Here is a 12,173-nt window from a genome sequence, read left to right on the forward strand (position 1 = left end):
CTCTACCGCTTCAGCAGATCCGCGTCGTCGACCGACGCCGACCGGCGCGATCGGAAGATGGTCATGATGATCGCCAGTCCGACCACCACTTCAGCCGCGGCGACGACCATCGTGAAGAAGGCGATCACCTGGCCGTCGAACGACTGGTTCATCCGGGCGAAGGTGACGAAGGCGAGGTTGGCCGCGTTGAGCATCAGCTCGATGCACATGAAGACGATGATCGCGTTGCGTCGCAGCAGTACTCCGGCGGCGCCGATGGTGAACAACAGCGCCGCGAGGTAGAGGTAGTTCTCCGGGTTCACCGGCCACCCCCCGGCTCCTCGGGTGTGTGGGCGCGAAGTGTCCGCGCGGCCAGGATGGCGTTCACCGACAAGTCCGACGGGGAGCCGTCGGGCAGGCGTGCCGGCACGTCGACCGCATTGTGTCGCGCATAGACGCCAGGTGTCGGCAGCGGGGTCAGGTTCACCCCACTGCGGAACCGCGCCTGCGACAGTTCCTTCTGGGTGAGCCGCGGTCCGAAGCGTTCCCGGTGCGCCAGCACCATGGCGCCCAGCGTCGCGGCGATGAGGAGCGCGCCGGTGAGCTCGAAGGCCCACAGGTAGCGGACGAAGATCAGCTCGGCGATGGCCTCGACGGCGTCGTCGCTGCCCGCGGCCATCGCGTCGGGGGCGGTGGCTCCAGTGACGACTCCGACGGTGGCGCTGCCGATCCCGGCGATCAGCAGAACCCCGAAGCCGAGTCCGATCAACGCGGCGGACACCCGCTGACCGCGCAACGTCTCGCGCAACGAGTCCGACGAGTCGACGCCGATCAGCATGATGACGAACAGGAACAGCATCATCACCGCGCCGGTGTAGACCACCACCTGCACGACACCCAGGAACAGTGCCCCCTGCGCGACGTAGAAGACCGCGAGCACGATCATCGTGGTGGCCAGGAAGATCGCCGAATAGACGGCTTTGGTGGCGAAGACGACGCCCAGAGCGCCTGCGACGGCGACGGTTCCGAGAACCCAGAACTGGATCGCCTCACCGGTTGAGGTGCGAACCGCCTCGTCGGCGAGCCACAGGGTGTCCGCGGCGGTCATGGTTGCGTCTCCCGGTGACCCCGGACCGTCGGAACCGGCAGGTCCACGCGGCCGTCGGCGCTCACCTCACCCCGGTAGTAGTTCTCCTCGGTGGAGCCCGGGGCCATCGCATGCGGCGGCGCCTCGACGCCGGGTTGCAGCGGAGCGAGCAGACGGTCCTTCTCGTAGATGAGGTCGACGCGATTGTCGTCGGCGAGCTCGTAGTCGTTGGTCATCGTCAGCGCTCGCGTGGGGCACGCCTCGATGCACAGCCCGCAACCGATGCACCGCAAGTAGTTGATCTGGTAGACGCGGCCGTACCGTTCGCCAGGTGAGTAGCGCTCCTCGAAGGTGTTGTCGGCGCCCTCGACATAGATCGCATCCGCCGGACAGGCCCAGGCGCACAGCTCGCACCCGATGCACTTCTCCAGGCCGTCGGGATGCCGGTTCAACTGGTGGCGGCCGTGGTATCGCGCGGCGGTGGGTCGCTTCTCCTCTGGATACTGCTCGGTGATCGTCGGCTGGAACATGCCGCCGAAGGTGACACGCAAACCGCTCACGGGTTTCAGGAAGTCAGGCATCGGTGGTCTCCCTGTTCGCTGTCGGATCGGTGACGGGTGTGCCCGGCTCGGATGTGGTCCCCGGTCGGATCACCTGACCGGGCATCGGCGGAACGGGGAATCCGCCTGCCATCGGGTCGAACTCGTCGGGTGCGGCCGGGTCTCCGGACTCATCCGCCGCATCAGGGGTGTCGGGAATCCTCATCAGCCGCAAGACCGCGTAGGCGATCAGACCCGTGACCACGAGCCCGGCTCCCGCGGACACGAGTGCCCGGGTGAGGTCGGCGTCCTCACCGGCGAACGCGGCCCGGATGATCGCGACGACCATCACCCAGGTGAGCGAGATGGGGATCAGGACCTTCCAGCCCAGGTTCATGAACTGGTCGTACCGCAAGCGCGGCAGGCTGGTTCGCAGCCAGATGAACACGAACAGGAACACCCACACCTTCAACGTGAACCAGAGCACGGGCCACCAACCGGAGTTGGCCCAGTCGAAGGCGCTCACCGGCCACGGCGCCTGCCAACCGCCCAGGAACAGGGTGGTGGCGAGCGCGGAGACGGTGACCATGTTGATGTACTCGGCGAGCATGAACATCGCGAACTTCAACGACGAGTACTCGGTGTGGAACCCGCCGACCAGCTCGCCCTCGGCCTCGGGCAGATCGAAGGGTGCCCGGTTGGTCTCACCGACCATCGAGATGGCGTAGATGACGAACGAGGGCAGGAGCAGCAGTACATACCAGTGGTGCTCCTGCGCGGCAACGATTCCCGATGTCGACATGGTCGCGGCGTCGAGGAACACCGCGGCGAAGGTGAGTCCCATGGCGATCTCGTAGGAGATGACCTGGGCCGTCGACCGGAGGCCACCGAGCAGTGGATACGTGGAGCCCGACGACCAGCCGGCCAGCACGATCCCGTAGACGCCCACCGATGTCACGGCCAGGACATACAGGACCCCGACCGGGAGGTCGGTGAGCTGCAACGGTGTCTGGTGACCGAACACCGACACCATCGGCCCGAACGGGATGACCGCGAAGGCCATCACCGCCGGAACGACCGCGATGATCGGCGCCAGCAGGTAGATTACCTTGTCGACGCCGGTGGGGATGATCCCTTCCTTGAGTGCGAGCTTGACCCCGTCGGCAAGGCTCTGCAGGATTCCCTTGGGGCCGACCCGGTTCGGACCGATCCGGGTCTGCATGCGGGCCATGATCTTTCGTTCCAGCAGTATCGCGACGAGCGGATTGATGACGAGGAACGCGAACACCGCCACCGCCTTGGCGACGACGAGCCAGATCGGATCGAGCCCGAAGTCGTCGAGGGTGGGGTAGTCGACGGCGAGTGTCACGGGGCACCCCCTGCGGTGTCGTCTGTGATGTCGACCGGTGCTGGAGCCGGCGCGAGGGCGACGAGATCCCCCTCCTGTGCGCGGAGCGCCGCGTGGACGTGCGAGCCGGGTGAGAACAGCGGGAGCCAGACCACCCGGTCGGGCATGTCGGTGATCTCCACCGGAAGGGTGATGGCGCCGTCGGCGGTGCTGACGCGGAGACGGCCACCCGCCGCGACACCGGCTTCGGCTGCGGTGGAGCGCGCCAGCCGAGCCACCGGCGGGCGGGCGGTACCGGCGAGGTACGGCTCCCCGTCTTGCATCCGTCCCTCGTCGAGCAGCATGTGCCAGCCGGCCAGGACCGCCTGGCCGGCGGCCGGAGTGCGCTGCGGCATGTCGACGGCATCGACGGCGGGCCGCCGGCCCGACCACCCACCGATCCGTCGCAGGTCGATGTGGATGGTCGCCACATCGCCACATCGGAGGTCGACACCCATCTGCCGGGCGATCGCGTCGAGGATGCGGTGGTCGGACAGATGGCCGGAATCCTTCAGGGCGGTGGTGAAGCTCCGCGGGCGGCCCTCCCAGTCGACGAACGTGCCCTCTTTCTCGGCGACGACGGCGGTCGGGAACACCACGTCCGCGGACCGCGTGACAGCGCTGTGGCGTTGCTCGAGGCTGACGACGAACGGGGCGGCGGCGAGCGCCTCGGTCGCCGCGGTGGGGTCGGGGAGGTCGTCGATGTCCACACCGGCGATCAGCAGCGAGAGTCCGTAGCGCGCGGCATCGATGATCCCGGCGGTGTCTCGGCCGGGCCGTGGGTCGAGGTCGGTGCCCCAGATGTCGGCCACCGGCGTACGGGCGGCGTCGTCGTCGAGCGGGCGCCCTCCGGGCAGGAGTCCCGGCAGGGCTCCCGCCTCGAGTGCGCCCCGTTCGCCCGCGCGTCGCGGGATCCACGCCAGTCGGGCGCCGGTGCGCTCGGCCAGCTGCGTGGCCGCGAGCAGCGCACCGGGCCGGGTGGCGAGCCGTTCGCCGACGACGATGACCGAACCGGGTGGCTCGAGGTGGGCGAGCACCGCCTCCGACCGCAGCACCCGGGCCTCGTCACCCGGCACGGTCGGGAAGAGCGTGGCGTCGAGTTTGGTTGCGCCTCGGCTCGCGAACGGGGCGAGCGTCGCGACGCGCTGACCCGAGGTGCGGACCGCGCGCCGGAGACGCAGGAAGACGATCGGGGACTCCTCCTCGGGTTCGAACCCGGCGAGCAGCACCGCGGGCGCGCTCGACAGGTCCTCGTAGGTGGTCTCGAGCCCGCGCCCGGCGACGCGGGCGGCGAGGAAGGCGGCCTCCTCGGCGCTGTGGCTGCGGGCGCGGAAGTCGATGTCGTTCGTGCGCAACACGATCCGCGCGAATCGTGAGTACGCGTAGGCGTCCTCGACGGTCAGCCGGCCGCCGGTGAGAACACCGGTGTTGCCCAGCGATCGGGACAACCCCTCGCTCGCGACGCGCACCGCGTGCGCCCAGGACACCTCACGCAGTTCGCCGTGCCGGTCCCGGACGAGTGGAGCGGTGATCCGCTCCGCCGACGACGCGTAGGCGAACGCCCAGCGTCCCTTGTCGCAGTTCCACTCCGAGTTGACCTCGGGGTCGTCGCCGGCGAGCCGTCGAAGGACCTTGCCGCGGCGGTGATCGGTGCGCTGGGCGCAGCCACTGGCGCAGTGCTCGCACACGCTCGGCGTCGACACCAGGTCGAAAGGGCGCGCGCGGAACCGGTACTGCGCGCCCGTCAGCGCACCGACCGGGCAGATCTGGACGGTGTTCCCGGAGAAGTAGGAGTCGAACGGCTCGTCGGCGTAGATGCTGACCTGTTGCAGCGCACCGCGATCCGCGAGCTCGATGAGCGGATCACCCGCGACCTGCGTGGAGAATCGGGTGCAGCGGGCACACAGCACGCACCGCTCCCGGTCGAGCAGGACCTCCGACGACAGCGGGACCGGCTTGGTGAAGGTCCGCTTGACGCCGTCGAACCTGGACTCCGCGCGCCCGGCCGACATCGCCTGGTTCTGCAGGGGGCACTCGCCGCCCTTGTCGCACACCGGACAGTCCAGGGGGTGATTGATCAGGAGGAGCTCCATCACCCCGCGCTGGGCTCCCGCCGCGATCTCGGAACTGAGCTGTGTCCGCACGACCATCCCCTCGGTGGCCACGGTCGTGCACGACGCGAGCGGCTTCCGCTGTCCCTCGACCTCGACGAGGCATTGCCGGCAGGCGCCGACCGGTTCCAGGAGCGGGTGGTCGCAGAACCGCGGGATCGTGATCCCGATCTGCTCGGCCGCACGGATGACCAAGGTGCCCTTGGGAACCCGGACAACACGGTCGTCGATCGTGATGCCCACCAGGTTGTCTGTCTCGGTCGCCGGACCGCTGCCGTGAACCAGTGTCATCGGACGCCTCCCGACCAGACGGTCGACCGTGAGTGATCGAACGGGCACCCGTGGTCGAGGTGAGCCAGATACTCGTCGCGGAAGTACTCCAACGACGACACGATCGGGCTGCCCGCGCCGTCCCCGAGAGCGCAGAACGACTTGCCGACGACGCTGTTGGTGACGTCGGCGAGGGTGTCGAGGTCCGCGGCGGTCCCGCCCTCGTGCTCGAGACGACGGAGCAGTTGCACCAGCCAGTACGTACCTTCGCGGCACGGGGTGCATTTCCCGCAGGACTCGTGTTCGTAGAACTCCGTCCACCGCAGAACGGCGCCGACCACACACGTCGTCTCGTCGAAGATCTGCAGGGCCTTGGTGCCGAGCATCGACCCGGCCGCGGCGACGCCCTCGTAGTCGAGCGGGACGTCGAGGTGCTCCGGCGTCAGCATCGGCGTCGACGACCCGCCCGGCGTCCAGAACTTCAGCTCGTGCCCGGCGCGCACCCCGCCGGCGCGATCGAGCAGTTCCCGTAGCGAGATTCCCAGCGGCGCTTCGTACTGTCCGGGACGGGTCACATGGCCCGACAGCGAGTAGAGGGTGAACCCGGGCGACTTCTCGGTGCCCATGGACCGGAACCAGTCGACGCCGTTACGGACGATCGACGGGACACTCGCGATCGACTCCACGTTGTTCACGACCGTCGGACTCGCATACAGCCCGGCGACCGCCGGGAAGGGCGGGCGCAGGCGGGGCTGTCCCCGTCGGCCCTCGAGCGAATCGAGCAGTGCGGTTTCCTCGCCGCAGATGTAGGCACCCGCGCCGGCGTGGACGACCAGTTCGAGGTCGAAGCCCGAACCCAGGATGTCGGCGCCGAGATAACCAGCGGCGTAGGCCTCGTCGACGGCGGTGCGCAATCGCCGGAGAACCGAGGCGACTTCGCCGCGTACGTAGATGAACGCGTGGTGAGCCCGGATGGCATGGGCCGCGATGATCACGCCCTCCACGAGGGTGTGCGGCGACGCGAGCATCAGCGGCATGTCCTTGCAGGTACCGGGCTCGGACTCGTCGGCGTTGACCACGAGATAGTGCGGGATGGTCTCGTCGCCCTGGGGGATGAACGACCACTTCATGCCCACCGGGAAGCCGGCGCCGCCGCGGCCGCGGAGTCCGGCGGCCTTGACCATCTCGATGATGTCGTCGGGCGGAGTCCGCAACGCGGTCGACAACGCGCGATAGCCGTTGTGGCGTCGGTAATTTTCGAGGGTCCAGGATTCCGGCTCGCTCCAGTGGCGGGACAGGACCGGGGCCTCCGGAGGTTCGGGCTCGGGGTCGGGTGCTGCACTCGTCGGCTGCTCGGCCGGGGCCGGCGCGACCACCCCGGCAAGGTCCCGTTCGGTCTCTCGGAACGATCGCACCGGACCGGTTCCGCGAGCCGGGGTGACCTCGACGCCGGCACGGAGGTCCTCGATCAGCTCGATGGTCGACTCCGGGGTCTGGTCGTCGAAGAACTCCCAGTTGACCATCACCACCGGCGCGAAATCGCAGGCCGCGTTGCACTCGACGTGTTCGACGGTGATGCGGTGGTCGGCTGTGGTGTCCCCGGGTTCGACGCCGAGGTGGTCGCAGACCGAGCGCAGGATCTCGTCGCCGCCGAGGGTCGCGCAGAGGGTGTTGGTGCAGACGCCGACCAGGTACTCGCCGGTGGGTGTGCGCCGGTACATCGAGTAGAAGGTGGCGACCGAGGCCACCTGTGCGGGCGTCAGATCCAGTAGCGCGGCGCAGAACTCGATGCCGGCGCGCGTGAGGCGGCCGTCCTGGGACTGGACCAGGTGCAGCAGCGGCAGCAGCGCCGATCGAGCCTGCGGGTAGCGGGCCACGATCGGCCGGGCCTGTGTTTCGAGGTGCTCGGCGACCTCGACCGGGTAGTCCGTCGGGCCGTCGAAGACGATGGGTGGGACCGGGGTGGCGTGCGCCGGCGCCGATCCCTCCGGCGGCGGTGCGGTGCTCAGGTCCACGAACACGGGATCGGTCATCGGTCCACGCCTCCCATCACGGGGTCGATGCTGGCCACCGCCGTGATGACGTCGGCGACCATCCCGCCTTCGCACATCGCGGCGACCGCTTGCAGATTCGTGAACGACGGGTCGCGGAAGTGGACGCGGTACGGACGGGTGCCGCCGTCGCTGACCATGTGGACGCCGAGTTCGCCCCGCGGTGATTCGACGGCGATGTAACACTGGCCGGCCGGGACGCGCATGCCCTCGGTCACCAGTTTGAAGTGGTGGATGAGAGCCTCCATGGAGGTCCCCATGATCCGCGCGATGTGCTCGGGCGAATTGCCCAGTCCATCCGGCCCCAGCGCGAGGTCGGCAGGCCAGGCGAGTTTGCGGTCGGCGACCATCACCGGCCCCGGACGCAGGCGTTCCAGGCACTGTTCGACGATGCGGATCGATTCGCGCATCTCCCGGACGCGGATCAGGTAGCGGCCGTACGAATCGCACGTGTCCTCGGTGATGACGTCGAACTCGTAGTCCTCGTAACCGCAGTATGGTTCGGCCCGGCGCAGGTCGTGCGGATAACCGGCCGACCGCAACACCGGGCCGGTGATCCCGAGTGCCATGCAGCCGGTGAGATCCAGGTAACCGACGCCCTGGGTCCTCGCCTTCCAGATGTAGTTGTCGGTCAGCAGATCTCCGAGTTCGTCCAGGCGGCCGGGGAGCTGGCGGATCACCTCGGCGACACGTTCGACACCATCCGCCGGGAGGTCCTGTGCGACACCCCCGGGCCGGATGTAGGCGTGGTTCATCCGGAGGCCGGTGATGAGTTCGAACAGGTCGAGGATCATCTCCCGTTCGCGGAATCCGAGGAACATCGCCGTGACGGCACCGAGTTCCATTCCGCCGGTGGCCAATGCGACGAGGTGGCTGGAGATGCGGTTGAGTTCCATCAGCATCACCCGGATGACGGTGGCACGCTCCGGGATGTCGTCGGTGATGCCGAGGAGTTTCTCGACACCGAGGCAGTAGGCGGTCTCGTTGAAGAACGGCGACAGGTAGTCCATCCGCGTGACGAACGTGACGCCCTGAGTCCAGTTGCGGTACTCCAGGTTCTTCTCGATCCCGGTGTGCAGGTACCCGATTCCGCAGCGGGCCTCGGTGACGGTCTCGCCCTCGATCTCGAGGATCAGACGCAGGACCCCGTGTGTCGACGGGTGTTGCGGACCCATGTTGACGACGATGCGTTCGTCACCGGGTTGTTGTTCGGCGCGGGTGCGGACGTCGGACACGATCGAGTCCCAGTCCTGCCCGGACACGGTGTAGGTGCGTGTGTGGGTGTCGGTCATCAGTTGTACGACCTCCTCCGGTCGGGCGGGTCGATGCGGGTTCCCTTGTATTCCACGGGGACTCCGCCGAGCGGGTAGTCCTTCCGCTGGGGATGCCCCTCCCAGTCGTCGGGCATCTCGATCCTGGTCAGAGATCGATGGCCGTCGAAGACGATGCCGAAGAAGTCGTAGGTCTCGCGTTCGTGCCAGTCGTTGGTCGGGTAGATGTCACAGATGCTCGGGATGTGCGGATCGGCGTCCGGGGCCGCGACCTCGAGCCGCACTCGTCGACCGTGCGTGAGCGATGCGAGGGGATAGACGGCGTGGAGTTCCCGGTCCGCATCGCCGGGGTAGTGGACACCGCTGACCCCCAGGCAGAGTTCGAAGCGCAGGGCGGGCGCATTGCGAAGAGCCAATGCAACGGCCGGGAGATGCCGGCGCACAACGTGGATGGTCATCTCGTCGCGAAAGACCACGACCTTCTCGATCGCGTCGTCGTGACGATCGCCCAGTTCGTCTCGCAGGCGATCGGCGATCTCGTCGAAGTAGCCGCCGTACGGACGGGACGAGCTGGGCGGCAGCGTGACCGGCCGGACCAGCCCGCCGTATCCCGACGTGTCGCCGGTTCCGGGCGGGCCGAACAGGCCGTGCCGGACGCCGATCTGTTCGGAATCGGGGGGCGGAGGCGCCGGATTCTCGGGATCCTGGTGGCCTGCGGGCGTCGTCATCGGAGCAACCCCTTGAGCTCGATCGTCGGGGTGGCCTGGAGGGCTGCGCGTTCGGCCGCCCAGATGGCCTCCTCGCGGTTGACCCCGAGCGGCATCTCCTGGATCTTCTCGTGCAGTTTCAGAATCGCGTGCAGCAGCATCTCCGGACGCGGCGGGCAGCCCGGCAGATAGATGTCGACGGGGACCACGTGGTCGACGCCCTGGACGATCGCGTAGTTGTTGAACATCCCGCCAGACGACGCGCAGACTCCCATGGCGAGAACCCATTTGGGTTCCGGCATCTGATCGTAGATCTGCCGCAGGACGGGTGCCATCTTCTGGCTGACCCGGCCGGCGACGATCATGAGGTCGGCCTGACGTGGCGATGCCCGGAACGCCTCCATGCCGAAGCGTGCGAGGTCATAGCGCCCCGACGTGGTGGCCATCATCTCGATGGCGCAGCAGGCGAGCCCGAATGTCGCCGGCCACAGCGAGCCCTTGCGCATGAAGCCCGCCAGATCCTCGACGGTGCTCAGCAGGAATCCGCTGGGGAGTTTCTCCTCGAGTCCCATGGGTGACCTCCTTGCCGGTGTCGGATCGTGCGAAAAGCTCTCAGTCCCAACTCAGTCCGCCGCGGCGCCATTCGTAGGCGTACGCGACGGACACGTTGACGATGAACAAGAGCATGGCCATGAGGCCGAACCACCCGAGTGAGTCGAAGGCAACGGCCCACGGGTAGAGGAACACGATCTCGATGTCGAAGATGATGAAGAGCATCGCGGTGAGGTAGTACTTGACCGGCACGCGCTGGACCGAACCGGTCGCCACGGCGCCGCCCGCGGTGCGTCGCGTCGGGTAGAGCAGGCTCTGTTCGACCGGCTCGATGCCGCATTCGTAGGGCTCGAGTTTGGCGCGGTTGTACCGTTTCGGACCGATCGCGATGCCGATGAAGACGCTGAAAACGGCAAACGCCACGCCGATTGCCCCGAGGATCATGATCGGGACGTAGGCGTTCAAAGCGCGGACCCCTCCTCGCTTGTGGCGACCGGAGTGCACCTGTTCGGTGCGGCCGGCCCGGGTGTTCGTCCTATCCGCGCCGGCTGCCGATCTGGTCCGCCAGTACGAATGTGAGCTGCAACACAAGCCTAGGTGAGTGTGTGGCGCGAGTCACTGTTTTCTAGAGTTCGGCGTTTCCGACCATCTCGACGAACGCACGGGGCAGGGCGATCGGATCGACCGGCAGCACGGACACGGCGTCGGCGCGCGACCAGTCCGCGAGCCACCGGTCGTCGGCGCGCCCGAGGAGGACGAGCACCGGCGGGCTGGGATCGAGTTCGTCCTTCATCTGCTTGGCCAGGCCCATGCCGCCGGCCGGGGTGGCCTCGCCGTCGGCGATCACGGCGTCGATGACACCGGCGTCGAGCTGCGCGAACACCATTGGGGCCGTGGCGACCTCGATGTAGCTGACGGGCGGGATCCCGGGGTCCGGGCGGCTGCCGATCGCGCCGATGACCTGGGCGCGGGTCTGCGCGTCGTCGGAATAGACCAGCACTCGCAGGGCCCGCGCAGACTGGGAGTGGGTCACGGTTGCGATGCTACAACCCGACGCGCTCGCGATCTGGGGAAAACGTGCGCGCTATGTGCACATGTCCGCCACGGATCGGGTGGATCAGTGTTCGGTGGAGAAGCCCACGCGGCGACGGTGCACCTCGAGCGCGAAGGTCACCAGCGAATCGATCAGGTCCGGGTACGACACGCCGCTCGCTTCCCACAGTTTGGGATACATGGACCCCGGGGTGAATCCGGGGATGGTGTTGACCTCGTTGAGCAGCCAGCCACGGCCGGACTCCTCGTAGAAGAAGTCGACGCGGGCCATGCCGCTGCACCGCATCGCGGTGAACGTCTTCGCCGCGAGTTCGCGAACCTCGGCGGCCGCCGAGTCGGACACCGGGGCGGGGATGACGAGCTGGGCGGCGCCGGTGACGTACTTGTCCTCGTAGTCGTAGAACTCGCTGCCGGGCTTGATCTCGCCCGGCACCGAGGTCTCGGGTGCCGTGTCGCCGAGAACGGCGACCTCGATCTCGCGACCGGTCACCGCCTCCTCGATGATGACCACGTTGTCGTAGCGGAGCGCGAGGTTCACCGCCGCGTCGAGTTCGGCCTCGTCGTGCGCCTTGGTGATGCCCACCGACGAGCCGAGGTTCGCCGGCTTGACGAACACCGGGAGCCCCAGGGCGTCGATCGCGCGGGCGGTGACGGTCTCCGGGTCGTCGACGCCGTCGCGGAACTCGACCCAGCGGCACTGCGGGATGCCCGCCTGCTCGGCGACGATCTTGGCCATCGCCTTGTCCATGCAGACCGCCGACGACAGCACACCGGCGCCGACATAGGGCAGCTTGAACAGCTCGAGCATCCCCTGGATGGTGCCGTCCTCGCCGTGCGGACCGTGTAGAAGCGGGAGGACGACCGTGATGGCCTCGTCGGCGTGACCTCGCAGTTCGGTCAGCGGGTCGACGGCGGTCCCGGCGACCTCGAGGGTGTCGGGGAGCGGCGTCCCGTCGGCGATGGCCGCGATCGCCTTGTCGTTGCGAAGCCACGCCCCGTCCTTGGCGATGCCGATGGGGACCAGGTCGTATTTGGCCCGGTCGGCGGCGGCCAGGACGTGCGCCGCGGTGACCCGCGACACATCGTGCTCGGCGGAGACGCCACCGTAGAGAACCACCAGACGCAGCAGCCGAGAAGACATGACTGTCACGATACGGCCCCTTGCG

The 12,173-nt window shown here is 68.0% G+C and carries 12 protein-coding genes; all 12 read right to left on the reverse strand.

What is annotated here, in order from left to right:
• Positions 1-2 precede the first annotated feature (2 nt).
• Positions 3-302, reverse strand: a complete 300-nt coding sequence (gene nuoK / locus KTR9_RS02455; protein WP_010844718.1) for an NADH-quinone oxidoreductase subunit NuoK — start codon at positions 300-302, stop codon at positions 3-5.
• Entirely contained in the window at positions 299-1,087 is a 789-nt protein-coding gene (locus KTR9_RS02460) for an NADH-quinone oxidoreductase subunit J (protein WP_010844717.1), read from the reverse strand. Before KTR9_RS02460 ends, nuoK begins: the two co-directional genes overlap by 4 nt.
• Positions 1,084-1,647 carry an NADH-quinone oxidoreductase subunit NuoI gene (gene nuoI / locus KTR9_RS02465; RefSeq protein WP_014925072.1) on the reverse strand — a complete coding sequence of 188 codons (564 nt, stop codon included), beginning with the start codon at positions 1,645-1,647 and terminating at the stop codon, positions 1,084-1,086. Before nuoI ends, KTR9_RS02460 begins: the two co-directional genes overlap by 4 nt.
• The gene (gene nuoH / locus KTR9_RS02470; protein ID WP_014925073.1) at positions 1,640-2,974 is read right to left on the reverse strand and encodes an NADH-quinone oxidoreductase subunit NuoH; all 1,335 of its coding nucleotides are present in this window, start codon (positions 2,972-2,974) and stop codon (positions 1,640-1,642) included. The genes nuoI and nuoH overlap by 8 nt, the downstream gene beginning before the upstream one ends.
• Positions 2,971-5,394, reverse strand: a complete 2,424-nt coding sequence (locus KTR9_RS02475) for an NADH-quinone oxidoreductase subunit G (RefSeq protein WP_014925074.1) — start codon at positions 5,392-5,394, stop codon at positions 2,971-2,973. Before KTR9_RS02475 ends, nuoH begins: the two co-directional genes overlap by 4 nt.
• Positions 5,391-7,406, reverse strand: coding sequence for an NADH-quinone oxidoreductase subunit NuoF (gene nuoF, locus KTR9_RS26790; RefSeq protein WP_014925075.1), 2,016 nt, complete (start codon positions 7,404-7,406; stop codon positions 5,391-5,393). The genes KTR9_RS02475 and nuoF overlap by 4 nt, the downstream gene beginning before the upstream one ends.
• Complete coding sequence (gene nuoD, locus KTR9_RS02485; protein ID WP_010844712.1) at positions 7,403-8,716, reverse strand: NADH dehydrogenase (quinone) subunit D; 1,314 nt, start codon at positions 8,714-8,716, stop codon at positions 7,403-7,405. The genes nuoF and nuoD overlap by 4 nt, the downstream gene beginning before the upstream one ends.
• Entirely contained in the window at positions 8,716-9,423 is a 708-nt protein-coding gene (locus KTR9_RS02490) for an NADH-quinone oxidoreductase subunit C (protein ID WP_010844711.1), read from the reverse strand. The genes nuoD and KTR9_RS02490 overlap by 1 nt, the downstream gene beginning before the upstream one ends.
• Positions 9,420-9,974, reverse strand: coding sequence for a NuoB/complex I 20 kDa subunit family protein (locus KTR9_RS02495; RefSeq protein ID WP_010844710.1), 555 nt, complete (start codon positions 9,972-9,974; stop codon positions 9,420-9,422). The genes KTR9_RS02490 and KTR9_RS02495 overlap by 4 nt, the downstream gene beginning before the upstream one ends.
• A gap of 40 nt (positions 9,975-10,014) precedes the next feature.
• Positions 10,015-10,419 carry an NADH-quinone oxidoreductase subunit A gene (locus KTR9_RS02500; RefSeq protein ID WP_010844709.1) on the reverse strand — a complete coding sequence of 135 codons (405 nt, stop codon included), beginning with the start codon at positions 10,417-10,419 and terminating at the stop codon, positions 10,015-10,017.
• A gap of 160 nt (positions 10,420-10,579) precedes the next feature.
• On the reverse strand, positions 10,580-10,987 hold the full coding sequence (locus KTR9_RS02505) for a hypothetical protein (protein ID WP_014925076.1): 408 nt from the start codon (positions 10,985-10,987) through the stop codon (positions 10,580-10,582).
• Positions 10,988-11,071: 84 nt separating this feature from the next.
• Positions 11,072-12,148 carry a D-alanine--D-alanine ligase family protein gene (locus KTR9_RS02510; RefSeq protein WP_014925077.1) on the reverse strand — a complete coding sequence of 359 codons (1,077 nt, stop codon included), beginning with the start codon at positions 12,146-12,148 and terminating at the stop codon, positions 11,072-11,074.
• Positions 12,149-12,173 lie beyond the last annotated feature (25 nt).

It is taken from the genome of Gordonia sp. KTR9, from assembly GCF_000143885.2.
GTDB lineage: Bacteria > Actinomycetota > Actinomycetes > Mycobacteriales > Mycobacteriaceae > Gordonia.

Excerpts from the sequence above, each read along its gene's own strand:
- KTR9_RS02460 (WP_010844717.1), bottom strand. The coding sequence starts at position 1,087 with ATGACCGCCGCGGACACCCTGTGGCTCGCCGACGAGGCGGTTCGCACC.
- nuoI (WP_014925072.1), bottom strand. The coding sequence starts at position 1,647 with ATGCCTGACTTCCTGAAACCCGTGAGCGGTTTGCGTGTCACCTTCGGC.
- KTR9_RS02475 (WP_014925074.1), bottom strand. The coding sequence starts at position 5,394 with ATGACACTGGTTCACGGCAGCGGTCCGGCGACCGAGACAGACAACCTG.
- nuoF (WP_014925075.1), bottom strand. The coding sequence starts at position 7,406 with ATGACCGATCCCGTGTTCGTGGACCTGAGCACCGCACCGCCGCCGGAG.
- nuoD (WP_010844712.1), bottom strand. The coding sequence starts at position 8,716 with ATGACCGACACCCACACACGCACCTACACCGTGTCCGGGCAGGACTGG.
- KTR9_RS02490 (WP_010844711.1), bottom strand. The coding sequence starts at position 9,423 with ATGACGACGCCCGCAGGCCACCAGGATCCCGAGAATCCGGCGCCTCCG.
- KTR9_RS02495 (WP_010844710.1), bottom strand. The coding sequence starts at position 9,974 with ATGGGACTCGAGGAGAAACTCCCCAGCGGATTCCTGCTGAGCACCGTC.
- KTR9_RS02510 (WP_014925077.1), bottom strand. The coding sequence starts at position 12,148 with ATGTCTTCTCGGCTGCTGCGTCTGGTGGTTCTCTACGGTGGCGTCTCC.